Source organism: Neisseria leonii, from assembly GCF_028776105.2.
GTDB classification, from domain to species: Bacteria; Pseudomonadota; Gammaproteobacteria; order Burkholderiales; family Neisseriaceae; genus Neisseria; species Neisseria leonii.
This window is the reverse complement of record NZ_CP145606.1, coordinates 59,004-80,995: the sequence shown is the minus strand read 5'-3', so window position 1 is coordinate 80,995 and position 21,992 is coordinate 59,004. Positions and strand designations below refer to the sequence as shown.

At 58.5% G+C, this 21,992-nt stretch carries 24 protein-coding genes and 2 tRNA genes; 8 read left to right on the top strand and 18 right to left on the bottom strand.

The window, feature by feature from the left end; translation table 11 throughout:
* Nucleotides 1-2: 2 nt before the first annotated feature.
* From ORY85_RS00410 to metZ, 6 genes are all read right to left on the bottom strand, one after another.
* Entirely contained in the window at nucleotides 3-161 is a 159-nt protein-coding gene (locus ORY85_RS00410; protein ID WP_274570690.1) for a hypothetical protein, read from the bottom strand.
* Nucleotides 158-319, bottom strand: coding sequence for a hypothetical protein (locus ORY85_RS00405; RefSeq protein ID WP_274570691.1), 162 nt, complete (start codon nucleotides 317-319; stop codon nucleotides 158-160). Before ORY85_RS00405 ends, ORY85_RS00410 begins: the two co-directional genes overlap by 4 nt.
* Complete coding sequence (locus ORY85_RS00400) at nucleotides 306-1,274, bottom strand: hypothetical protein (protein ID WP_274570692.1); 969 nt, start codon at nucleotides 1,272-1,274, stop codon at nucleotides 306-308. Before ORY85_RS00400 ends, ORY85_RS00405 begins: the two co-directional genes overlap by 14 nt.
* A 228-nt stretch (nucleotides 1,275-1,502) precedes the next feature.
* Entirely contained in the window at nucleotides 1,503-2,555 is a 1,053-nt protein-coding gene (locus ORY85_RS00395; protein WP_274570693.1) for an ABC transporter permease subunit, read from the bottom strand.
* 132 nt (nucleotides 2,556-2,687) lie between these two features.
* On the bottom strand, nucleotides 2,688-2,891 hold the full coding sequence (locus ORY85_RS00390) for a DUF2788 domain-containing protein (protein WP_274570694.1): 204 nt from the start codon (nucleotides 2,889-2,891) through the stop codon (nucleotides 2,688-2,690).
* Between the two features lie 9 nt (nucleotides 2,892-2,900).
* Complete coding sequence (gene metZ / locus ORY85_RS00385) at nucleotides 2,901-4,085, bottom strand: O-succinylhomoserine sulfhydrylase (RefSeq protein ID WP_274570695.1); 1,185 nt, start codon at nucleotides 4,083-4,085, stop codon at nucleotides 2,901-2,903.
* Here metZ and ORY85_RS00380 point away from each other — a divergent pair.
* Nucleotides 4,063-4,353 (top strand): hypothetical protein, encoded by a 291-nt coding sequence (locus ORY85_RS00380; RefSeq protein ID WP_274570696.1) that lies wholly within the window; start codon nucleotides 4,063-4,065, stop codon nucleotides 4,351-4,353. The two genes, metZ and ORY85_RS00380, sit on opposite strands and share 23 nt — an antisense overlap.
* On the opposite strand, the gene purF is transcribed toward ORY85_RS00380, so the two are convergent.
* The 12 genes from purF to ORY85_RS00320 all read right to left on the bottom strand — a co-directional run bounded on the left by purF (nucleotide 4,317) and on the right by ORY85_RS00320 (nucleotide 15,677).
* The gene (gene purF, locus ORY85_RS00375; protein ID WP_274570697.1) at nucleotides 4,317-5,852 is read right to left on the bottom strand and encodes an amidophosphoribosyltransferase; all 1,536 of its coding nucleotides are present in this window, start codon (nucleotides 5,850-5,852) and stop codon (nucleotides 4,317-4,319) included. The genes ORY85_RS00380 and purF overlap by 37 nt on opposite strands.
* Nucleotides 5,853-5,871: 19 nt before the next feature.
* Nucleotides 5,872-6,369 carry a CvpA family protein gene (locus ORY85_RS00370; protein ID WP_274570698.1) on the bottom strand — a complete coding sequence of 166 codons (498 nt, stop codon included), beginning with the start codon at nucleotides 6,367-6,369 and terminating at the stop codon, nucleotides 5,872-5,874.
* A gap of 2 nt (nucleotides 6,370-6,371) precedes the next feature.
* Complete coding sequence (locus tag ORY85_RS00365) at nucleotides 6,372-7,547, bottom strand: SPOR domain-containing protein (protein ID WP_274570699.1); 1,176 nt, start codon at nucleotides 7,545-7,547, stop codon at nucleotides 6,372-6,374.
* 3 nt (nucleotides 7,548-7,550) lie between these two features.
* Nucleotides 7,551-8,849: a bifunctional tetrahydrofolate synthase/dihydrofolate synthase gene (gene folC, locus ORY85_RS00360; RefSeq protein WP_274570700.1), complete on the bottom strand. Its 1,299-nt coding sequence runs from the start codon at nucleotides 8,847-8,849 to the stop codon at nucleotides 7,551-7,553.
* A 7-nt stretch (nucleotides 8,850-8,856) separates the two neighbouring features.
* Nucleotides 8,857-9,330, bottom strand: a complete 474-nt coding sequence (locus ORY85_RS00355; protein ID WP_274570701.1) for a protein YgfX — start codon at nucleotides 9,328-9,330, stop codon at nucleotides 8,857-8,859.
* Nucleotides 9,331-9,334: 4 nt separating this feature from the next.
* A complete protein-coding gene (locus ORY85_RS00350; RefSeq protein ID WP_274570702.1) occupies nucleotides 9,335-9,694 on the bottom strand; it encodes a hypothetical protein in 360 nt (119 codons plus the stop codon).
* Nucleotides 9,695-10,070: 376 nt separating this feature from the next.
* Nucleotides 10,071-11,069, bottom strand: a complete 999-nt coding sequence (locus tag ORY85_RS00345; RefSeq protein WP_274570703.1) for a S66 peptidase family protein — start codon at nucleotides 11,067-11,069, stop codon at nucleotides 10,071-10,073.
* 319 nt (nucleotides 11,070-11,388) lie between these two features.
* Nucleotides 11,389-11,463, bottom strand: a tRNA-Glu gene (locus tag ORY85_RS00340).
* Nucleotides 11,464-11,473: 10 nt separating this feature from the next.
* Nucleotides 11,474-11,550, bottom strand: a tRNA-Arg gene (locus ORY85_RS00335).
* Between the two features lie 143 nt (nucleotides 11,551-11,693).
* The gene (locus tag ORY85_RS00330; RefSeq protein ID WP_274570988.1) at nucleotides 11,694-13,046 is read right to left on the bottom strand and encodes a deoxyguanosinetriphosphate triphosphohydrolase; all 1,353 of its coding nucleotides are present in this window, start codon (nucleotides 13,044-13,046) and stop codon (nucleotides 11,694-11,696) included.
* A 76-nt stretch (nucleotides 13,047-13,122) separates the two neighbouring features.
* A complete protein-coding gene (clpA, locus tag ORY85_RS00325; protein ID WP_274570704.1) occupies nucleotides 13,123-15,375 on the bottom strand; it encodes an ATP-dependent Clp protease ATP-binding subunit ClpA in 2,253 nt (750 codons plus the stop codon).
* Complete coding sequence (locus tag ORY85_RS00320; RefSeq protein WP_274570989.1) at nucleotides 15,372-15,677, bottom strand: ATP-dependent Clp protease adaptor ClpS; 306 nt, start codon at nucleotides 15,675-15,677, stop codon at nucleotides 15,372-15,374. Before ORY85_RS00320 ends, clpA begins: the two co-directional genes overlap by 4 nt.
* A gap of 415 nt (nucleotides 15,678-16,092) precedes the next feature.
* On the opposite strand from ORY85_RS00320, the gene ORY85_RS00315 reads away from it, so the two are divergent.
* The 7 genes from ORY85_RS00315 to ORY85_RS00285 all read left to right on the top strand — a co-directional run bounded on the left by ORY85_RS00315 (nucleotide 16,093) and on the right by ORY85_RS00285 (nucleotide 21,968).
* Complete coding sequence (locus ORY85_RS00315; protein ID WP_032137258.1) at nucleotides 16,093-16,296, top strand: cold-shock protein; 204 nt, start codon at nucleotides 16,093-16,095, stop codon at nucleotides 16,294-16,296.
* Between the two features lie 331 nt (nucleotides 16,297-16,627).
* Nucleotides 16,628-17,446: a polyamine aminopropyltransferase gene (locus ORY85_RS00310; RefSeq protein WP_274570705.1), complete on the top strand. Its 819-nt coding sequence runs from the start codon at nucleotides 16,628-16,630 to the stop codon at nucleotides 17,444-17,446.
* A gap of 11 nt (nucleotides 17,447-17,457) precedes the next feature.
* Nucleotides 17,458-17,775: a ferredoxin gene (locus tag ORY85_RS00305; RefSeq protein WP_274570706.1), complete on the top strand. Its 318-nt coding sequence runs from the start codon at nucleotides 17,458-17,460 to the stop codon at nucleotides 17,773-17,775.
* Between the two features lie 6 nt (nucleotides 17,776-17,781).
* Nucleotides 17,782-18,420 (top strand): alpha/beta hydrolase, encoded by a 639-nt coding sequence (locus ORY85_RS00300; RefSeq protein ID WP_274570990.1) that lies wholly within the window; start codon nucleotides 17,782-17,784, stop codon nucleotides 18,418-18,420.
* Nucleotides 18,421-18,527: 107 nt separating this feature from the next.
* Nucleotides 18,528-19,826 carry a paraquat-inducible protein A gene (locus tag ORY85_RS00295; RefSeq protein ID WP_274570707.1) on the top strand — a complete coding sequence of 433 codons (1,299 nt, stop codon included), beginning with the start codon at nucleotides 18,528-18,530 and terminating at the stop codon, nucleotides 19,824-19,826.
* A complete protein-coding gene (gene pqiB, locus ORY85_RS00290; RefSeq protein ID WP_274570708.1) occupies nucleotides 19,813-21,447 on the top strand; it encodes an intermembrane transport protein PqiB in 1,635 nt (544 codons plus the stop codon). Before ORY85_RS00295 ends, pqiB begins: the two co-directional genes overlap by 14 nt.
* Nucleotides 21,444-21,968, top strand: coding sequence for a membrane integrity-associated transporter subunit PqiC (locus tag ORY85_RS00285; protein WP_274570709.1), 525 nt, complete (start codon nucleotides 21,444-21,446; stop codon nucleotides 21,966-21,968). Before pqiB ends, ORY85_RS00285 begins: the two co-directional genes overlap by 4 nt.
* The last annotated feature ends 24 nt before the right edge of the window (nucleotides 21,969-21,992 follow it).

Below are 21,992 nucleotides of genomic sequence, written 5' to 3'. Positions count from 1 at the left end.
GTTTAACCCCGAATCTTTAAAGTAGCAAACAAAGCGTAGAACACGGCCAAAAACACAAACCAGCCTTGATAGCGTATATTGTTTGCCACGGCGAAATAGGCCAATATGGCAAACGCAATCTTTGAGCTGAGAAACAGCATGGGCAGTAAACATTCTTTCATGATTGTTCCTCCCACTTTTCCAACATCTCACGATAATTTTTCTCGTCCGTTTCCGCCGTTTGAAACGCGGCATAATCGCCGTCTTGCCGCGCCCGCTCTTTGCGTTCGCCCGCCTCCGCCAACCAACGCCGTATATGCTCCACATTATTCGTGCTCATCACCGTCTCCATTCTGTCGCTTGTATTCCAGTAAAACCGGATCCTGCTGCTTTTTCGCATTCGCCCGTCTGGCCAAATCCGCCAAATTCTCCAAAGCCGCCGCCTGCCGCTGCGAATATTCCATCAGCGACTGCTGCGCTTCGCCGTCCTGCGCCAATTTGCCCAAGGCCGCCTCTTCCTGCTCGATCACGCGCGGCGTCATGCCCATATCGGCCAAAGACATCCCGTTTTTCGATAAAAAGTCCTGCAAAGAGCGCAACAGCGGGTGCGCCTTGACTTCGTAAATCGTCCGCCGCTGCCCCGTCGCCAAATCGTCATATTCGGCGATCACCACCCCGCCATCTTTATCCACCGCCCACGCCGGCGTGCGCAGGCTGACCCCGTCGCGCAAAATCGTCTGCAAAATCTGCTGCATAATGGCCGTGATCGCCGCCTGCATATCCGCATAAATCGGGATCAAATGCTTCGGATCACGCTGCTCAAATGCCGCATGGTGCTGCATAAACAGCTGCGTCTGCTTTTGGCAGGCGGGCTGGGATGCGCAGAAAAAGCGGTCAATATCACAGGTCTGGCAAGCCGCATAACCGTCCGGCTTCGCCGGAAAATAAGTCGCCACCCGCGCATTCAGCCCATGCTTCATGGCATTAAACCGCGTCCGCCGCGCCTCTTCCGCCGTCGGATGTCCGTCCAGATTCTTCGCCGCCGCCGCCTTCCCCTCGGCCGTCTTCGGCCCGCTGGCATTGCACCAAGCCTTAATCAGATTCACCTGATACTGCGCCTGCTCCACCTCTTCCCCGCAGTCCGGACAGGCTGCGAAATAACGATACGGATGGTGCGGCCGCTCTGGCTCGTCCACCACCCGATCAGGCACGCGCTCAAAGTTCCGCCGACAATCATGACAGCGGAACACCACAGCATCCAAGGCTTGAGCGTAATTACGGGATTTACGAGACATGGCCTGATTAAACGGCCAAAAACAAAAACAAAACAGTGCGATTTTTAATAAAACTATGCCGCCTTACAGAACGCAGGCGGCAGAGAAATCTCAAGAGATTTGGTTCGTAGTATCGATAATACGGCGTGCCAGTTTTCCGGTCATACCGGCAGCCGGCCGAAATGACGCAGCCCGAACCGTTTCGCAACAGTTCGGGCTTTTTAACGACCTTTCCCGCCAAACCTGCTTTCAAAGCGGTTTGTCGAAATGAATGCGCGGATCCACCCAGGCATAAGACAAATCCGACAGCAGTCTGGCCGCCAAACCCATCAGGGTAAAAACATACAGCGTACCCATTACCACCGGATAATCCCGTTTCATCACGGATTCATAAGACAGCAACCCCAAACCGTCGAGCGAGAACAGGGTTTCAATCAGCAGACTGCCGGTAAAAAACGCGCCGATAAACGCCGCCGGAAAACCGGTAATCAATGGAATCATAGCGTTACGGAAAACGTGCTGCCACAAAATCCGCCGCTCCGGCAGGCCTTTGGCGCGGGCGGTATAGACATACTGGCGGCGGATTTCTTCAAGAAACACGTTTTTGGTCAGCACCGTCATCACGGCCAGATTGCCCGCCACCGAGGCCGTAACCGGCAGTGCCATATGCCAGAGGTAATCCCGGATTTTTGCCCCCGTGTCCAATGTGTCCCAATTATCGCCCACCAAACCGCCCTGCGGAAACCAAGCCCAAAAACTGCCGCCGCCGAACAGCACCAGCAGCACCAGACCCAGCACAAACGGCGGAACCGTATAAGCCGTAACAATCAGCATACCGCTGACGGTATCGAAACGGCTGCCGTCGCGCACCGCCTTGGCGATGCCCAGCGGGATACAGATCAGATAAGTGAGGAAAAACGTCCACAAACCCAAGCTCATGGAAACCGGCAGTTTCTGTTTGACCAGATTCCATACGGTTTCATGATAAAAAAAGCTCTCACCCAAATCGAAGCGCAAAAAACGGCCGACCATCTCGATAAAGCGGGTCAGCGGCGGTTTGTCGAAACCGTAAAGCGCATTGAGCGCGGCCATATCTTCGGCGCTCAGCCGCTGCCCGCCCCGCGCCAAACCGCTGCCCGAAGGACCCGCCGCTTCCATGCCGACCGTGCCGCCCGACAATTGGGCGGCCAGCTGTTCGACCGGCCCGCCGGGGACAAATTGAATGACGGCAAACGTCAGTGCCAAAATCCCCAACAGCGTGGGCACCAGCAGCAATAAGCGTCGGAATATATAGCGCAGCATGATGTTTTCCGATGGGAAAGGCCGTCTGAAAAGCATTCGGGCGGGATTTTCGGTGCCTTCTGCTGCGGTTTGGCGCAAAATGGTTTGCACCGCAGCCCGTTTTCAGACGGCCTTGAACTATACCGTTTCTGGCTATTTACTGATCAGAAACCCGATCAGGATTTCTTTGAAGATAAATCCGAATACGCCCAAACCCAAAACCAGAAACAGGATAAACATACCGAATTTTCCCGCTTCGGACTTTTTGCCCAAGTCGTAAACGATAAAACCCAAAAACACAATCAAAACCGTCAGACCGCCTTTGAGCGACCATGAGGCAAATTCCGCTTCCGTCATACCTGTCCTTTACTGTGCCAGTGCCTGCTGCAAATCGGCAATCAGATCATCGGTATGCTCCATGCCGACCGAAATGCGCACCAAGCCTTCGGGTATACCCGCCTCCTGTTTGGCCTGCGCACTCATGCGGCCGTGGGTGGTGGTCCACGGGTGGGTGATGGTGGAGCGCACATCGCCCAGGTTGGCGGTTCTGGAAAACAGGCGCACGCGGTCAATCAACCGCCATGCCGCTTCCTGCCCGCCGTCCACTTCAAACGCCACCACGATGCCGCCGCTTTTTTGCTGTTTTTCCACCAAATCCGCCTGCGGGTGGTCGGCAAAACCGGCATGGAACACTTGTTTGACCTGCGGCCGGCGGCGCAGCCAGTCGGCCAGTTTATCGGCCGATGCACATTGTTTTTCCATACGCAAGGCCAAGGTTTCAATGCCGCTGAGCAGCACCCAGGCATGAAACGGCGACAGCGGAATGCCCGCCGCGTTCATATACATCTGCACCTGCTTCATCAATTCGGCACTGCCCGCCACCACGCCGCCGTGTACGCGCCCCTGCCCGTCAACCGCCTTGGTGGCCGACTGTATCGACAAATCCGCACCCCAGCGCAAAGGCTGCTGCAAGGCGGGGGTCAGAAAACTGTTGTCCACCGCCAGCAGCGCGCCGGATTCGTGCGCCAAATCGGCCAAGGCCTGCAAATCGGCCACTTCGTTGAGCGGATTGGACGGCGTTTCCAGAAAAAACATTTTGGTGTCCGGCCGCACCGCCGCGCGCCATTCGGCCACATCGGTTTGCGAGACAAAGCTGATGTCGATACCGAAACGCTGCACATGATTCGTCAGAAAACCCATGGTTGTGCCGAACAGGCTGCGGCTGCAAACCAAATGGTCGCCCGCGCTTAAAAAAGTCAGCAAGGCCGCCTGAACCGCCGCCATGCCGGTAGCCGTTGCAACGGCCTGTTCGGCACCTTCCAGCAGCGCGGCTCGTTTGGCAAAAGCGGTAACGGTGGGATTGGCGGTGCGGCTGTACGTGTAGCCCTGCTTTTGCCCGGCAAACAGTGCCGCGCCCTCTTCGGCACTGTCGAACATAAAGCTGCTGGTGATAAACAGTGCCTGATTGTGTTCGTTGTAGCCGGTGCGCTCCTGTGCGCCGCGTATGGCGAGGGTTTCGGGGTGGAGTGTGTCGTTTATCGTTGTTTTCATGATTCAGTTACCTACCAAAATATCAGGCCGTCTGAAAACGGTGCGCCGCACCGTTTCTGCGGAGCAAAAACTGCCAAAAGCAGGGTTTGAGAAGCAAAAACCGCCAAAGGCTGGGTTTGCGGAACAAAAACAGCCAAAGTCGGGATTTGCAGAGCTAAAAATTGTTTCCGCGAAACCATGTTTTACCAAGCCGAAACCGCGCCATACCGTTTTTCAGACGGCCTTGGCCGCTCAGTCTTCCGCGCCGTCGTCCACCCGTATGCTGTGATCAATCAAGCTCGGACGCACAAATGCCGCCGCACCGGAAGATTTGCTTTGCGAGAGCCGCTGCAAATAGGCTTCATCGATACCGCCGGTTTGGTAGCAGCCGTTGAAACAGGAACTGTCGAACGACTCGATGGCGGGATTCATTTGGCGCACCACGTTTTCCAGCGCGGCCAAATCCTGAAACACGCAGCCGTCGGCACTGATTTCCGCCGCCACTTCGGCAGCCGTGCGGCCGTTGGCAATCAGCTCTTCGCGCGTGGGCATATCGATGCCGTACACGTTCGGATAACGCACTTCGGGCGCGGCCGAGGCAAAGAAGACTTTTGCCGCACCGGCCGCTTTGGCCATTTCGACAATTTCGCGGCTGGTCGTGCCGCGTACGATGGAGTCATCCACCAGCAGAATGTTTTTACCCTTAAATTCCGAATCCATCGGATTGAGCTTTTGGCGGACCGATTTTTTGCGCGTAGCCTGGCCGGGCATAATAAACGTGCGGCCGATATAGCGGTTTTTGATAAAGCCTTCGCGGTAGGGCTTGCCCAGATGGTGTGCCAGCTCCATGGCACTGGGACGGCTGGTATCGGGAATCGGCATCACAACATCGATTTCATCAATGTCCAATTCCTGTTTCACTTTCTCTGCCAGCGTCACACCCATTTTCACCCGCGCTTCGTAAATCGACACGCCGTCCATCACCGAATCGGGGCGGGCAAAATAGACATACTCGAACAGGCAGGGGGACAGTTTGGGACTGTCGGCGCATTGGCGGCTGTACAGTTTGCCGTCCAGCGTAATAAATACCGCCTCGCCCGGCGCAATATCGCGCACCGTTTCATACGCCAAACTGTTGAATACCACCGACTCGGAAGCCACCCCCCAATCGGTGCGGCCGTCTGAATGTCCGTATTTGCCCAGCACCAGCGGACGGATACCGAACGGGTCGCGGAATGCCAGCAGGCCGTAGCCCGCAATCAGTGCGACGACACCGTATGCCCCGCGCACCTGCTTGTGCAGCTTGGCTACGGCGTTGAAAACATGGTCGATGCCCAGCTGGTTGCCCGCCGCAGCCACTTCGCGGCGCAGTTCGTGGGCGAACACATTGAGCAGCACTTCCGAATCGGATCCGGTATTCACATGGCGCAAGTGTTTGTCGCACACACTCTGATACAGCTCGTCGGTGTTGGTCAGGTTGCCGTTGTGCGCCAGCACGATGCCGAACGGCGAGCTGACATAAAACGGCTGTGCTTCCGCGCTGCTGCCGGCATTGCCCGCCGTCGGATAGCGCACATGGCCGATACCGGCCTGTCCCGACAAATCGCGCATATTGCGGGTGCGGAATACTTCGCGCACCATGCCTTTGCCTTTGTGCATATGGAAAGTCGAACCTTCCAGCGTGGCAATCCCTGCCGCGTCCTGCCCGCGGTGCTGCAACATTTGCAGGCCGTCATACAGCATCTGGTTTACCGGTTCGTGCGCCACCAAGCCAAACACACCACACATCGCTACATTCTCCAAAAAATCAAAACGCCGGATAGCGGATCTGCTCCGCCAGATAATCCGGCAAATACGGCGCGGCCAAGCCGGCCAGGCTTTGAAAATACGGCGCACTGACGGCATTTTGCCAATCCTGCGTACGCGGCAGATCGGTAAACGCACATACCAGCACTGCCAGCGTAACCAGCAAAATCCCCTTGCCCGCGCCGATCAACAACCCGAACAAACGGTTTACCGCTCCCATGCCGACCGCTGACAATCCCGCCGTCAGCAGCGGCCGCAGCATACCCAATGCCAGACGGACGGCGACAAACACCAGCACAAATCCGGCCAACCAAGCCAGTGCCGGCGGCTCTACCGAGGTCAAAGCCATCTGGGCAAACGGCTGTGCCCCCATCTTGGCCACCCAGAACGCCGCCAGCCAAGCCGAAAGCGCGATGACTTCGGAAACCGCGCCGCGTATGGCCGAAACACAAGCCGACAACACAATCACGCCCAAAGCCAGCAGATCGAACAGCGTCATCACTACCGCCCGATAACCATACCGTCCAGACCCTGCGCACGCACCTTGGCCAAGGCCGCTTCGGCTGCCGCACGGCTGGGATAAGCCCCCGTCCGCACACGGTAAACCTTGCCCTTGCTGGTATCTGCTTCGCGGATATAGGCACTGATACCGGCCCCGGCCAGTTTCTGCTGCACCTGTTCCGCCTGTGCCAAGGCGGTAAATGCACCCGCCTGAATCACTGCCCCGCCGCCTGCTTTACCGTTCAAAATAGCCTGCGGATCGGCTTTGGCGGTTTTGGCCGCCTGATTGTTCAGTGCCGCGCGCGCTCTGTCGGCCGCCCGTTTTTCTTCGGTGCGTCTGTCGGCACCGGCTTTGGCAGCCTGCTCGCGCTTTTTCGCTTCCGCCGCGCGTGCCGCTTCCTGCTGCTTCTTCAACTCGGCCGCCCGCTTCTCCTGCGCCCGTTTTTCGGCTTCTGCCGCTTTTTTCGCTTCGGCCTCCTGCCGGCTGCGCTGTTCCTCCGCTTCGCGCTTGGCCTGCGCTGCTTGGCGCAGACGTGCTTTCTCGGCATCGGCGGCACGCTGTGCCTGTGCGGCCGCTTTATCTTTTTCGGCCTGCGCCGCCGCTGCTTCGGCTGCGGCACGGCGTTTTTCTTCGGCCAGTTTCCGGGTGGCGGCAGCGGCTTTTTCGCGCGCCTCCTGTGCGGCCTGCTCGGCAGACCGCCCCGCCCCGCTGATGGTTACTACCGGTTCGGGCGTATCCACCGTTTGCCGTGCGGCCGGTGCCGAAACGGCGGCAGAGGCGGCCGTACTGCCTGCCTCTGCACCATCAGCCACACGATCCTCAGCAGGAGCGGCCTGTCCGCTTTCATCAGCCGTACTCGCCGTTTGGTCAAACGGATTGGCCAGATCGGTTTGGCTGATCCGCCCCGGCTCCGGCTCCAAAACCACGCCGGAAACCGTATCCGAATCGGCGTTTTCCGAAGCCGCAGCAACTTCGCCGCCTTCTTCCATGCCCGAGGCCGTCTGAATACTGATGCGCCCGGCCTCGCTGCCGTCATCAGAACGATTGTTGAGGTTGTAAATCAACAATATGCCCGCAAGCACCACCAAAACCGATACGGCAACCAGCCTGCGCCGGTTTTTCTTTTTCAGCTGCTCTATGGTTTCAGCAGGGTGGGAGAATCGTTTGTTTGCCATCTGTTATCCGTTCGCTCCGGCCGCCACTTCAGCCACCGTGTGGAAAGATCCGAAAACGACGATTCTATCATTTTCCGCCGCCTGCGCCAAAGCCGCGCGGTAGGCATCGGCCACGCTGCCGAAACAGCGTACCGCTTCAATACCGGCCGCATTCAACCCCGCCTGCAAATCGGCGGCATCGCGGCCGCGCGGCAGATGCAGCGGAGCGACAAACCATTCGTCGAACTGGTCTTTCACAACCTCCAACACCGCCGCCATATCTTTGTCCGCCAACATACTGAACACCGCCGTGCGTTTGGCGGCAAACGGCAGCGCCATCAAGCCCTGACGCAAAGCGCGGGCGGCATGGGGATTGTGGCCGACATCGAGCACCGTCAGCGGGCGGCCGGGCAGCACTTGGAAGCGGCCGGGGTTTTCCGCCAGCAGCAGGCCGCGCTTAATCGCGCCGATGTCCACCGGCAGCCGTGCATTCAAACATTCGACCGCCGCCAGTGCGCAGGCCGCATTGCCCAGCTGGTACGCCCCGCGCAGCGCAGGTATCGGCAGCGCGTGACGGCGGCGGATGAGGCCGTCTGAAAACAGGCCGCCTGCTGTATGACGCGGCATAAAATGGAACGACCATTGCTGGTTGTCCAATTTGTCGAAAGAAAAGTCGGCACCGGCCAGCAGCAGCGGCGCACCGATGGTTTGCGCATGGCCGCGCAGCGATTCGGGCGGCGGATTCTGCCCGCACACGGCCGGCTTGCCGCTGCGGAATATACCTGCTTTTTCCCGTGCCGCCGCCTCGACCGTATCGCCGAGAAACGCCTGATGGTCCAAATCCACACCGGTTACCACCGCCACATCGGCATCGAAAACATTGACCGCATCCAAACGGCCGCCCAAACCCACTTCCAACACCATCACATCGACATGTTCGCGGATAAAGATATCCACCGCCGCCAAAGTATTAAATTCAAAATATGTCAGCGAAATCTCACCGCGCGCCGCTTCGATGCGCTCGAAAGCGGCGACGATGGTTTCATCGTCTGCCGCTTCGCCGTTCACGACAATCCGCTCGTTGAATTTCAATAAATGCGGACTGGTCAGCGTGCCGACTTTAAACCCTGCCTGCCGGTAGATATGTGTCAGAAACGCGCAGACCGAACCTTTGCCGTTGGTACCCGCCACCACAATCACGGGGCAGGCAGGTTCCAGCCCCATGCGCGCTTTCACTTCGCCGACGCGCCCCAAACCCATATCAATCAGGCCGTTGCTGTGCGCGGTTTCCAAATGCGCCAGCCAGTCGTTTAAATGTTTCATCGTTATGCTATTCCCGAGGCCGTCTGAAAACGCCCGTTATGAAAGATGGCTTCTGCCGCACCGATGACGGATCGGGCGGTACGAAACGCGCCCACACCAAAAGACGGCGGTAGCTGTCCGCATCGGTCATATCCGGCCAAACCTGCTGGCGGATACGGCCGTTTTCCGTTTGCCAATGCAGCAGGCAACATTGGCGGTGCACCAAACTGCCCGGCCGCAGCCATGCCGCCGTTTTGCGGCCGTCGCGCCCATACAGCTGCGCCCGCCCCGCCGTATCCACCACCAAGGCCGCCACGGCGTTTCGGTGCCGCAGACACCGCACGCGCCAGGCATACGCGGCCGAAAGCGGCAGCAGTACCGCCGCCGTCCCCAGCTGATAACCGTGCAGAAACGGCAACATACCCGCCGCCAGCGTGTGCAGAAATACCACCAGCCACGCCGCGCGGCGGCTCGGACGAAATTCGGTGCGAAACGGCTGCATAACCTTACATCATATTGTCCAGAACCGGGCTGACCTGCATGTCGCCCGCTTCCATATCCAGCACCATATCGTGGATTTCCACATCGAAAAACTGCCAAAACGCGGCCAGTCCCCTGTCTTGCGGCCAGCGGCTTTCATCTTCCTCCCATGCCGAGAGCTCGGCCGCGAAAACGCGCGGATAATGCTCGTCGAAATACGCCACCACCGCTTCGGGCGTTTCCGCCTCGGGTACCAGATAAACCGTACAGTTGCTGCGCAACTGCTCCAAGCCCAGTTCGGGCAGATCATCATTATCCGCTTTGAGCCAGTCGAGAAATTTCTGCGTGGGTTTGAGCACTACGGCACAACGGTCGACAAAAAACACGGTGCTTCCTTTTTTATTTGCACAAAACGCAATTGTACTGCAATCGGCACACAGCGGATACGCTCCCGATGCGGCCGGAAAAAATCGGCGATGCCGTCCCGATTATTCACCCGATTTTATCCCCACCGCCCAAACCGCCCCAGGCCGTCTGAATTTATTTTGTCTGCCAAAAATCGCGGACACGATTATCTGTCCCGCCGCTTCCGTTACATCAAGCGGTGTCGGATTCGAGAATCCGACCTGCACCAAGTGCTTTCAATGTTTTTCCATGGTTGGCATACCACCGCCACTCCACCCCAATACCAAGGCCGTCTGAAAACAGCAAACAGCGTTTTCAGACGGCCTGACAGCATGCGGCTTTCCCTGCGGGCGGCAATCAATCCGCCACTTCGTCCACCTCAATCCGCAGATGCTCCGCGTCCACCCGCACCCGCGCGCCCAAAGCAAAAGTAAACAGCGGCTGGGTGTGGCCGAAATCCAAATCGTACAGTACAGGCACGCGCTGCAACACTTCGTGTTTGGCCAAAATATACCGCCACCGTTCGGCCGTCATACCGCATTCCGTCGGAAAACGGCCGAACACCACAGCCTGCGGCTCCGGATAAACCTGCAAAACAGCAGCCAGCTGGCGGGAAACCGCCAAATAATCATGACTTTCCGAACTTTCCAAAAACAGCACATAATCGCCCAAATCCGCCGTATCCACCGCATAAGGCGTGCCGTTCAATAACGCGAAAGTGGCCAGATTGCCGCCGATGGCTCGCCCCTCTGCACTATTGCCCGCTTGGGGCCGGTACACTTTCCATTCGGTATCAAACAGGCAGCGGCGGACATCGGGCAGAAACCATTTGTCGGACGACCATTGCGCACCGGGCTCCAGCACATAACGGCTGCGGGTAACGGCCGACAGCCAGCTTTGCGTTTGATACGCCTGCAACTCTTCCATCTTAAAAGCAGAATAACTCGCACCGTAATACGTCATCAGCCCCGTTTTGGCGAATATCGCGCTCAATACCGCCGTGGTATCCGAGTAACCGCAAAAAATTTTCGGATTGCGCCGAATCAGATCAAAATCCAGATGCGGCAGCAACTCGTTGCTGTTAAAACCGCCGATGGTCGCCAGTACCGCATCCACAGAGGCATCGGCAAATGCCTGATGAATATCGGCCACCCGCGATGCAATACCGGCCGAGCCGAATAAATCGTTTTCCAGATAGTGTTCAGAAAACGACACCTGAAAACCCAAACTCTCCAGCCGCCGCTTGGCCGCCAGATTGGCCTCGAAACCGCCGATATGCACCACAGACGATGACGGGCTGAGTATGCGGATATGGCCGCCGGAACGCAGCTTGGGCGGGGCAAACGGTTTAGGCATAATGTTTCTCCCAGATAAAGCAATCGATAACAAACCGTTTAACGGCGAAGCGGACAAATCGGCATAAGGCCGTCTGAAAACGGTACAGAACCGGGTTTGCCTCCGCAGAATCATCCGTTCAGACGGCCTTTGCCCTGCAAAACCTGAACAGACCGGAATCGGACAGACCCGTATCGGAACAATCCGCAACACAAACAGGCACACAAGCCACCAACGCACCGTCGCCGCTTGCGCACAATCAAAACGTTGCAGCCCATCATAAAGCAAAATACAAATGCAACAAACCCCTTAAACTCTAGTTTAAGGGGTTTGCATAATCTGGCACGCCCACGGGGAATCGAACCCCGGTTACCGCCGTGAAAGGGCGATGTCCTAACCGCTAGACGATGGGCGCGGTGTCTTGATGGCGCACCCGGAGCGATTCGAACGCCCGACCCTCTGGTTCGTAGCCAGATACTCTATCCAACTGAGCTACGGGTGCGTGTGTCACTGCGCTTCGTTAGTGCCGTGAATCAAGAAAACCGGACTATACAGAAAACTCTCCCTCCTGTCCAGCCGTCGGACGCATTTCAGGCCGTCTGGAAATTTAAGGTTTTGAAATTTCAGACAACAAATTTTCCCGCACTAAATCATGCCCACACCGGACAACTCTCTGGCCATTCTGGCCGCCGCATTGTCGGTCATGCCGCCGACAAAATCGAGGATTTTCATATACGCCTCATACAGACTGTCCTCCCCACGGATCGGGTCGCCGTTTTTCAGCAGGTCCAAGGCCAGCGACTGACGTGCGCTGACCTGACCTGCCGTTATCAGGGCATAGGCTGCCGGTACCAGCAAATCCAGCACCGAAGCCAGACACGGGAAGGCGGCAATTTCGGTCATCAGTTTGCTTTGATGGCGGAAGATGCGCGTGCGCGCCAAATCTTTCGCTTTTTCCAAAGTATCCTGTACTTCGGCGCTGCTCAATGCCAGCAGGTCTTTGCCCTTGAACGAACCGTCGAGCAAATCGGCCTGGTGCAGCATAAAGGTTTGCGCCACATCGTCGATGGCGCGGCCGATGGCCATACCGCGCAGCATGGCGCAGTGTTGCAGGCTGCTTTGCGCCTGCTGCCACGCACCCGCCGTTTCGCGGAACGTCAGCGGCGAGAGTATGCTTTCCACTTCGGTATCGCCCAACAGCCCCAATTCCACGCCGTCTTCCAAGTCTAACAGGGCATAACAAATATCGTCGGCCGCTTCCATCAGGTACGACAGCGGGTGGCGCGCCCACGCATCGGGCGCATATTCGGGCAGCCCCAGTTCTTCGGCCACACGGCGGATAAACGGTAATTCGGTTTGATAGATATTGAATTTTTTGCGCCCGCGCGGGTCGAGCGTAGTCCACGGATATTTGAGCAGCGTGCCGATGGTGGCGGCCGTCAGGCGCATACCGCCTTTGCCGCGGTACATTTCCAATCCGGCCAAAATGCGCAGACTGTGGGCGTTGCCTTCATAAGTCTGCACATCGTTGCGCTCGGCCTCGCTCAGTTTTTCGAGATAAACGGCGTGGGCGGGATTGCGAAACCAGTCGCGCAACGCGTCTTCGCCGGTGTGGCCGAACGGCGGGTTACCCAAATCGTGCGCCAGACAGGCCACCTGCACCACTGCGCCGATGTCGCCCGCCGTATTGCCCGGCGGCAGGAAGCCGCCTTTGTGCAGCATCACGCCCACGCGGTTGCCTAAGCTGCGCCCCACACTCGCCACTTCGACGCTGTGGGTCAGCCGGTTGTGGGTGTGGTCGTGCTCGGCAAACGGGTGTACCTGCGTTTTGCGCCCCAAGCGGCGGAACGCGCCTGAGAAAACCACACGGTCGTAATCGATGTGGAAATCGGTGCGCAGCGCATCGATGCCCTCTTGGCTGGACGGCGTGCTGGTGGGCTGAATCTGCCCGTCTTTGGGGCGGAAACGGCGGGTGGACAATAATTTCGTCCAGTTCATTGCGGTGTGCGTCATGAGATTTTCCTTTCAAGCGCGAACGGCTGCAAGGCCGTCTGAATCTGCGGTTTTCCGTTTTTCAGACGGCCTCCGCGGCTTTATCGAACTGCAACACGACTTCTTCCGCCTGCGTATCCCAATCCAAAAAAACATAACCGCCGCCGCTCAAACGGCCGAACAGCAATTCGTCGGCCAGCGCACGGCGCAATTTGTCCTGAATCAGGCGGTGCAGCGGGCGCGCACCCATTTGCGGATCAAACCCTTTTTCGGCCAGATAGGCGCGCAGCGCCGTACCGAATTCGGCTTCCACCTGTTTTTGCGCCAATTGCTGTTCCAATTGGAGCAGGAACTTATCCACCACTTTGGCCACTACCGCCGCATCCAGCGGCGCAAACGGAATCACCGCATCCAAACGGTTGCGGAACTCGGGGGTAAAGGTTTTGCGGATGGCTTCCGTTTCGTCGCCGCGCGCGCGGCTGCCGGTAAAGCCCACATTCGGCCGGCTCAGGCTTTCGGCGCCCGCGTTGGTGGTCATAATCAGAATGACATGGCGGAAATCGGCACTTTTGCCGTTGTTGTCGGTCAGCCGCCCCGCGTCCATCACTTGCAGCAGGATATTGAAAATATCGGGATGCGCTTTTTCGATTTCGTCCAGCAGCAGCACACAATGCGGCTGTTTGTTCACTGCCTCGGTCAGCAGCCCGCCCTGCTCGAAGCCGACATAGCCCGGCGGCGCACCGATTAAACGCGCTACGGCATGACGATCCATATATTCCGACATATCGAAGCGTTGCAGCGGAATACCGAGCGAAAAGGCCAGCTGGCGCGCCACTTCGGTTTTGCCCACGCCCGTGGGGCCGGAAAACAGAAAACTGCCCACCGGTTTATCTGCCGCAGCCAGCCCCGCCCGCGCCATTTTCACTGCCGACACCAGTGCCTCCACCGCCGCGTCCTGTCCGAATACCATATTTTTCACATCGCGCGCCAGATATTGCAGCAGCTGCTTGTCGTCGTGCGACACGCTTTTTTCGGGAATGCGCGCCATTTTCGCCACCACCGCTTCAATCTGCGCCTTGCCGATGGTTTTGCTGCGGCGCGATTTGGGCAGCATCCGCTGCGCCGCACCCGCTTCGTCCACCACGTCTACCGCCTTATCGGGCAGGAAACGGTCGCTGATGTGGCGTGCCGACAGCTCGGCCGCCGCACGCAAGGCTTCGTCGGTGTAGCGCACTTCGTGAAAATGTTCAAAAGATGCTTTCAGCCCGCGCAGAATCGCCGTTGTCTCCTCCACGCTCGGCTCATGGATGTCGATTTTCTGGAAACGGCGGCTGAGTGCGGCATCTTTGGCAAAAATGGTACGGAACTCATCGTAAGTCGTTGCACCGATGCAGCGCAGCGTACCTTTGGCCAAAGCGGGTTTGAGCAAATTGGCCGCGTCCATATTGCCCGACGATGTGCTGCCCGCCCCGATAAGCGTATGGATTTCATCGACAAACAACACCGCATCACCCTGCTTTTCCAGCGCCTGCACCACCGCCTTCATGCGTTCTTCAAAATCGCCCCGGTATTTCGTACCGGCCACCAGCGCGCCCATATCCAGCGCGTAAACCGTCTGCCCGGCCAGCACCGCCGGCACTTTGCCCTGCACAATCTGATACGCCAGACCTTCGGCCAGCGCGGTTTTGCCGACACCCGCCTCGCCCACCAGAATCGGATTGTTTTTGCGCCGTCGGCACAGCACCTGCATCAGCCGCGCCATCTCGGGCGCACGGCCGATTAAGGGGTCGATGCGCCCTGCTTTGACTTCTTCGTTCAGATTCAGCGTATATTTCGCCAAAACATCGGCCGCCGTTTTCAGACGGCCTCTGCCGCCCGCTTCCCCTTCGGCAGGTTCTGCGCTGTCGCCGTGCGCCAGATAACGCAGCACATCGCTACGCCCCACCGACTGCAATTGGAGAAAATACACGGCCGGACTGTCTTTTTCGCTCATCAGTGCCACCAGCACGTCCAGCGGCTTCACTTGTCCCTGACCGGCCGACTGCACATGCACCATCGCCCGCTGCAAAACCCGCTGGAAACCCAAAGTCGGCTGGGTTTCCGTCTGCGCCAGCACGTCTTCGGGCAGCACAGGCGTATTCTGGCGCATACTGTCTTCCAACTGCTTTTGCAGCACACCGGTATCCACCGACAACGCGGCCAGCACCTCGGCCACCTCCGCCGACTCCGTCATCAGCGTCAGCAGAAGATGTTCGAGCGTAATCAGCTCGAACGCACGGCGGCGCGCGTCCACATAGGCACGCTGCAATATTTTTTCCAACTCGGCCGAAATCACGACATTTCCTCCACCGCACATTTCAACGGGAACCCGGCATCGGCCGCCCGCGAAGCCACCTGATGCTTTTTCGTCAGAGCCACATCGCGGCTGTACACCCCGCACAGGCCGCGCCCCTCGTGGTGCACCAGCAGCATTACCGCCGCCGCCCGCCCGCTCGGCAGGCCGAACACCTGCATCAGAATCTGCACAACAAAATCCATCGTCGTGTAATCGTCGTTCAACAAAAAAACGCCGTACCGTTTCGGCGGCGCGAGACGGTCGGCCACTGCCGAACCGCCGGTCTGCTGCTGTATCGCCATCATCAAACACCAAAAATTTTAAAACCGTCCCCATCGGGCGGCCACACAATTCGGGCCGCCACCGCCGCTTTTCAAGTAGGCCGTCTGAAACGGGCGAAGCGGGTTTCTGCAGAGCTAAAACGGGCAGGCAGTTTTTTCCGCAGCACCCGAACGGATACGGTTTCAGACGGCCTGCCTTCCGCATGCCCGCAAATCTCTTTTAGTGCAAATCCATCTTATTTTTGTTGTATTTTAGCTGTTTTACGGTAAAAACAGGTTTTTTTCCGCCGCAAGCTTGACGACAATACTTAACAAAGGTAAAAAGCAGCCTTAAGCAGAGTTTGGCAACTACTCTAACATTATTCGTCTGAATTTCCGTGTTATCGTGCTGCCCGTTTTGCTTGATTGATTAATTTTTTATAGGAAGTAGCATCACATGGCAACCGGTACTGTCAAATGGTTTAACGACGCCAAAGGCTTTGGTTTCATCACACCCGACGAGGGCGGCGAAGATCTGTTCGCACACTTCTCTGCCATCAATATGGAAGGCTTCAAAACCCTGAAAGAGGGTCAGAAAGTGTCTTTCGACGTTACCACCGGCCCCAAAGGCAAACAGGCCGCCAATATTCAGGCCGCGTAAACCCTGTACCCGCCGGTTTTCCGGCGCAACAAGTGTTTGACAATGGCAGGTTTCCAGCCTGCCATTTTCTTCGGCCGTCTGAAAACGGTGCACCGCACCGTTTCTGCGAAGCTAAAACGCATGAAACTGCTTTTGTCGGATACCAGTATCCGACCTACATGGGAGCGCAGCGGATTCCTGCGAAGCCAAAAAGAAACCCGCTGCACCCGCTTTCAGACGGCCTGCCATTTTTCCGAACCGCCTACCGCTTTTGCACGCTTTTTCCGTTTTGCACCGTCCCCACAGGGCTTTTTTCGGCTACAATATCCGCCCTTTTTTCCCTGACCGTCCCATGACCCACCCCTACCGCCGCAACCGTGTCCGGCACAGTGCCATGCCCGAAGTCGGCATTTCGGAAGAAAACGGCATCCGTTCGCTGCATTTGGGCAGCAGCACCATTCAGAGCTCGATGAACCTCGACAATCCGGAAGAGCTGGTACTTTCTTACAGCCGCGCCATGATGGCCTGGCTGCTGTTCGTTCCCGAGCCGCCCCGCCACATCACCCAAATCGGTTTGGGCGGCGGCTCGTTCGCCCGCTGGATCGATGCCCGCCTGCCCGACACCCGCCAAACCGCCGTCGAAATCAACCCTCAGGTGATTGCCGTGGCGCGCAGCCTGTTCGAGCTGCCGCCCGAAGACGACGGCCGTTTCGAAATCGTGGCCGCCGACGGCGCGCAATACGTCAAAACCCTGCTGGGCGGCACGGACATTCTGCTGGTGGACGGTTTTGACGGCGAACAGATTATCGACGACTTGGTCAGCCCCGAGTTTTTTGCCGACTGCCGCCGCGCATTGTCGGAAGACGGCATGTTCGTCACCAACTGGTGGACCGGCGACAAGCGCTATCCGCACTTTGTCTCCGCCCTGCGCACCGTCTTCGACGGGCGGGTATGGGAAGTGCCCGCCGAAACCCACGGCAACAGCGCCGTCATGGCATTCTGCCGCCCGCCGGCCGAATGCCGTTTCGCCCATCTGAAAAAACGCGCGGACAAACTGGGCGGACAGTACGGTCTCGACTTCCACACCCTGCTTGGCGCGCTCAAATCGGCCAACCCGCACAACGGCCGCAGCCTGCACTTTGCCGTCCCGCCCGACGGAAAAAATCTTTGAGGAAACCAACCATGAGTTTTTTCGAGCGACACCTCTTTATCTGCACCAACGCCCGCCACGATGCCTGCGCCCAAAGCTGCAACGACAACGGCGAAGCCGATGCCGCGCTGGCTTTTTTGAAAAGCCGCTGCAACCAACTCGGTCTCGCCGGCCCCGGCAAACTGCGCATCAGCAAAGCCGGCTGCCTCGGCCGCTGTAAAAGCGGGCCGCTGATGGTCATTTATCCCGAAGCGCGCTGGTACCGCTATCAAAATGAAAACGATTTAAACGATATTCTGCTGCACGAGCTGCAAAACCGTCAGGCAGTCGAACGCCTGCTGTTGGATTGAACCATGCTGAATACCCCCGAACCCATCTATATCGACGGCCCCTCAGGCCGTCTGGAAACGCTCTGCCTGCCCGCCCAAGGCCGTGTACAGGGCGTGGCGGTCATCAACCACCCCAACCCGCTGCAAGGCGGCACGAACACCAACAAAGTCATTCAGACGGCCGCCAAAGTGCTGGCCCAAATGGGTTTTCACTGCTACCTGCCCAATCTGCGCGGTGTCGGCGGCAGTGATGGCACGCACGACTACGGCGAGGGCGAAGCCGAAGACTGTCTGGCCGTCTTAAACCATGCCCGCAGCCGCCACCCCGAAGCGGCCAAAACCGTCATCGCCGGTTTTTCTTTCGGCGGTTATGTCTCGCTGCTGGCAGCCGAACAGCATCAGCCCGATTTGCTGCTCTTAATCGGCGCGGCGGCCAACCACTACCGCGAACGGCGCACCCCCGCCCTGCCCGAAGCGGCCAAAACGCTGGTGATTCACGGCGAATGCGACGAGGTGGTTACGCTCAAAAGCATTCTGGACTGGGCCGAACCGCAGGGTATTCCGGTGTTGGTTCTGCCGCAGGCCTCACATTTTTTCCACGGCAAACTGATTGCCCTGCGCGATACCGTTGCCCGTTTTGCCCCTGCCGTTTTGACCGGTGTCTGACCGCCCCGCGCCATGCAGGTTAAAAACCGAAAAAATACCGCTTTCAGACGGCCTGAGACGGCATGCTGCTTTATAATCTGCCGATTTCCCGCCGAAAAAACCGAGTGATGCGGCCGATTCCCTTCTCCCTGTTCCACATGCGTCTGCCCGGCCGTCCAACCGACGGACGTGCCGCCCTGCCCGCACACCGGCTGAACTGCCCCGAGTGCGGGCTGTTGTGCGGTATTCCCGCACTCGGTCAGGGGCAGGCTTGCGACTGCCCGCGCTGCGGCCACGGGTTGCTGCGCATCGAACACAATCCGTTTACCCTGCCCGCCGCCCTGGCCGCTGCCGCGCTGCTGCTGTTGGTTTATCTGTACAGCACACGCTTTATCAGCGTGTCCATGCCGGGCGTGTACGCCGACCTCTCTCTGCCCAGCATGATCAAAGCTTTGGTGGCGCAGGAATTCGGCCTGCTGGCCGATGTAATGTTCCTCTTCACATTCGGCGCACCGCTGGTTTTCCTGCTGCTGTGCCTGTACGTTTTCTGCGCCCTGATACGCCGCCGCCCGCTGCCCGGCCTGCGGACTGCCGCGCGCACGATGCTGCGGATGCGCGAATGGATGATGGTAGACGTGTTTTTTGTCTCCACACTGGTGGCCTACATCAAGCTGAGCGCACTGGCCGATATCGCTTTCGGCCCCGCATTCTGGCTGATGCCGCTGATGGCGCTGCTGCTGGCCCGCACCGTACTGGCCGTACCGGAACATTGGGTTTACGAACAGATTGGCCGTCTGAACCGCCGCAGCACGCCGCCCGCCGACGGGCAGGACGCAGTCTGTTGCAGCCGCTGCCTGTATTTCCGCCCGCGACAGGAAACCCTGTGCCGGGTATGCGGTTCGCGCCTGTTTGCCCGCCGCCCCGGCAGCCTGCACCTGTCGGCCGCCTTCCTGCTGGCCGCCGCGATACTGTATATTCCGGCCAACCTGCTGCCGATTATGATTACTTCCACGCCGCTGGCCTATGATGCCAGCACCATCATCAGCGGCATCATTCTGATGTGGCAGAGCGACCCTTTCGTGGCGGCGGTTATTTTCAGTGCCAGCATTGTCGTACCTACGCTGAAAATCCTGATGATGACGGTATTGATTTTTTCCGCCCGTGCCGGCCTGCCCGCACAGGCTCATGTGATGTCGCGGCTGTACCGTTTTACCGAATCGGTCGGCCGCTGGTCGATGATCGATATTTTTGTCATCATTATTTTGATGAGTGCGTTCGCCACACCGGTGGTGCGCGTAACGGCCGGGCCGGCCGCGCTGTATTTCTGCGCCGTCGTCCTGCTGACCATGCTTTCCGCCCATTTTTTCGACCCGCGCCTGTTGTGGAACAAATCATCCGAAACGGTTACATCTCATGAGCAACCCTAATCCGCCCTCCGAACCGGTATCTGCCCGAATTCGGCAAACCCGTACCCTGATTTCCACCGTCTGGCTGGTGCCGCTGACTGCCCTGCTGATCGGCGCATGGCTGCTGGTACAACATATCCGCAGCAGCGGCCCCGAAATCACACTGTATATGGACAGTGCCGAAGGGATTGAGGTCAATAACACCGTTATCCGCGTATTGAGCGTCAATGTCGGCCGCATTACCCAAATCCGCCTGCGCGAAGACAAACCCGGCGTGGCACTGACGGCCAAGCTGACGGCCGATGCCGCCGATATGATGCGCAGCGACACCCAGTTCTGGGTCGTCAAGCCGCGCATCGACCAAAGCGGCATTTCCGGCCTGAACACGCTGGTATCGGGTGCCTATATCGCGTTTACCCCCGGCACATCCGACGAAATGCAAACCGTTTTTACCGTATCCGACCTGCCGCCGATTACCGCCATCGGCCAAAGCGGCATCCGCCTGCGCCTCTCCGGCAGCAACACCCGCCTGCTGGAAGCGGGCAGTCCGGTGATTTTTGAAAACTTTCCGGTCGGCCATATCGAAAGCGCGCGCTTCGATCCGAAAAGCCGCCGCGTGAACTACACCATTTTCATCAACCGGCCCAACGATTCGCTGATTACCCCGTACAGCCAGTTCTGGCTCGACAGCGGCATCCATCTGAACACCACCGGTACGGGGGTCAAAATCGACGGCCCGCCGCTACCGGCCCTGCTCTCCGGCGCGATTGCATTCAGCACGCCCAAAGACCGGCCGATGACGCCGGCTGCCAACAACACCCGATTCGAGCTGTATAACGACCGCCAGAGCATAGACAATCTGCCCGGCGAACGCGCACTGTACTATGTGGCGTTTTTCAAACAATCGGTACGCGGCCTCGCGGCCGGTTCCCCCGTCGAATACAAAGGCGTTCCGGTGGGCAGCGTGGCCGATGTGCCGTATTTCGGTACGGGCGACAGCCTGAAACTGTTCCAAAACGGCTGGATTCCGGTGCGTATCCGCATCGAGCCGGACCGGATTGAGCAAAACGGCGACAGACAGAGCAAAACCGATTGGCAAAACGCTTTTCAGACGGCCTTAAACCGCGGCCTGCACGCTTCGCTGACCGCCAACAACCTGCTGCTGGGCAGCAAAATGATCGAGCTGACCGATGCCCCCGCCGCCGCCAAGCTCAAACCGTTTGCCGAATACGGCGGCAACACGGTCATTGCCAGCAGCAGCGGCGGTTTGGACCAAATCCAAAACCAAATCGGCACGCTGCTCGACAAACTCAACAAACTGCCCTTGGAGCAAACCGTCGGCGAACTCAACAGCAGCCTGTCGCAACTGCGCCGCACCCTGCAATCGGCCGACAAGCTGCTCGGCCGCGACAGCACCCAAGCCGTACCGGGCGAACTGAACCGTACGCTGGCCGAACTGCGTGCCGCACTGGCGGGCATCTCGCCGCAGTCGCCGGTTTATCAAGATGTCCGTCAAACCTTGGACAATCTGGATAAAACCCTGCGTGATGCACAACCGCTGCTCAATACGCTGAAAGAAAAACCCAATGCGCTGATTTTCAATCAAAATGCGCAAGATCCCGTTCCGAAAGGCAGCCGATGAAACCGATACTGACCGCCGCCGCAGCCTGCCTGCTGGCCGCCTGCGCCGCCGCGCCCGAAACCCAATACTTCCAACTGCCCGACAGCCGTTTCCGCCTGCCAGCCGGTGCGGGCAAAAGCGAAGTGGCGGTGCGGGTGCATTTGGCCGAAACGCTCAAACAGCCCGGTTTGGTCTATCAAATCGATGAAGGCCGTCTGAATTTCGCCCGCCGCCACTTATGGGCCGAACCGCTGGACACCGCCCTGTCCGCCCGTTTTGCCAACGAATTGAACCGCCTCGGCACGCGCTACCGCTACCTGCCCGCCCGCCACGCACCGGCCGCGCAAACGCTGGACATCTATATCGAAGCCTTCAACGGCAGCTACCAAGGCTACACGCTGGTTCAGGGTTACAGCCGCTGGGCGGACGGCAGCGGCCGCAATTTTGCCCGCCAAACCGCCCAGCAGGGCGACGGCTACGCCGCCATGCTGCAATCGCTCTCCGAAGGCATCACCGCCGCCGCGCAGGATATTGCCCGCTAAACCGCCAACCGTTCCATACCCATC

Excerpts from the sequence above, each read along its gene's own strand:
- ORY85_RS00310 (WP_274570705.1), top strand. The coding sequence starts at position 16,628 with ATGACCCACCCCTACCGCCGCAACCGTGTCCGGCACAGTGCCATGCCC.
- ORY85_RS00305 (WP_274570706.1), top strand. The coding sequence starts at position 17,458 with ATGAGTTTTTTCGAGCGACACCTCTTTATCTGCACCAACGCCCGCCAC.
- ORY85_RS00410 (WP_274570690.1), bottom strand. The coding sequence starts at position 161 with ATGAAAGAATGTTTACTGCCCATGCTGTTTCTCAGCTCAAAGATTGCG.
- ORY85_RS00315 (WP_032137258.1), top strand. The coding sequence starts at position 16,093 with ATGGCAACCGGTACTGTCAAATGGTTTAACGACGCCAAAGGCTTTGGT.
- ORY85_RS00370 (WP_274570698.1), bottom strand. The coding sequence starts at position 6,369 with ATGACGCTGTTCGATCTGCTGGCTTTGGGCGTGATTGTGTTGTCGGCT.
- ORY85_RS00295 (WP_274570707.1), top strand. The coding sequence starts at position 18,528 with ATGCGGCCGATTCCCTTCTCCCTGTTCCACATGCGTCTGCCCGGCCGT.
- ORY85_RS00285 (WP_274570709.1), top strand. The coding sequence starts at position 21,444 with ATGAAACCGATACTGACCGCCGCCGCAGCCTGCCTGCTGGCCGCCTGC.
- ORY85_RS00405 (WP_274570691.1), bottom strand. The coding sequence starts at position 319 with ATGAGCACGAATAATGTGGAGCATATACGGCGTTGGTTGGCGGAGGCG.
- folC (WP_274570700.1), bottom strand. The coding sequence starts at position 8,849 with ATGAAACATTTAAACGACTGGCTGGCGCATTTGGAAACCGCGCACAGC.
- ORY85_RS00320 (WP_274570989.1), bottom strand. The coding sequence starts at position 15,677 with ATGGCGATACAGCAGCAGACCGGCGGTTCGGCAGTGGCCGACCGTCTC.
- purF (WP_274570697.1), bottom strand. The coding sequence starts at position 5,852 with ATGTGTGGTGTGTTTGGCTTGGTGGCGCACGAACCGGTAAACCAGATG.
- ORY85_RS00330 (WP_274570988.1), bottom strand. The coding sequence starts at position 13,046 with ATGAACTGGACGAAATTATTGTCCACCCGCCGTTTCCGCCCCAAAGAC.
- ORY85_RS00395 (WP_274570693.1), bottom strand. The coding sequence starts at position 2,555 with ATGCTGCGCTATATATTCCGACGCTTATTGCTGCTGGTGCCCACGCTG.
- ORY85_RS00365 (WP_274570699.1), bottom strand. The coding sequence starts at position 7,547 with ATGGCAAACAAACGATTCTCCCACCCTGCTGAAACCATAGAGCAGCTG.
- ORY85_RS00345 (WP_274570703.1), bottom strand. The coding sequence starts at position 11,069 with ATGCCTAAACCGTTTGCCCCGCCCAAGCTGCGTTCCGGCGGCCATATC.
- pqiB (WP_274570708.1), top strand. The coding sequence starts at position 19,813 with ATGAGCAACCCTAATCCGCCCTCCGAACCGGTATCTGCCCGAATTCGG.
- ORY85_RS00355 (WP_274570701.1), bottom strand. The coding sequence starts at position 9,330 with ATGCAGCCGTTTCGCACCGAATTTCGTCCGAGCCGCCGCGCGGCGTGG.
- metZ (WP_274570695.1), bottom strand. The coding sequence starts at position 4,085 with ATGAAAACAACGATAAACGACACACTCCACCCCGAAACCCTCGCCATA.
- ORY85_RS00400 (WP_274570692.1), bottom strand. The coding sequence starts at position 1,274 with ATGTCTCGTAAATCCCGTAATTACGCTCAAGCCTTGGATGCTGTGGTG.
- ORY85_RS00390 (WP_274570694.1), bottom strand. The coding sequence starts at position 2,891 with ATGACGGAAGCGGAATTTGCCTCATGGTCGCTCAAAGGCGGTCTGACG.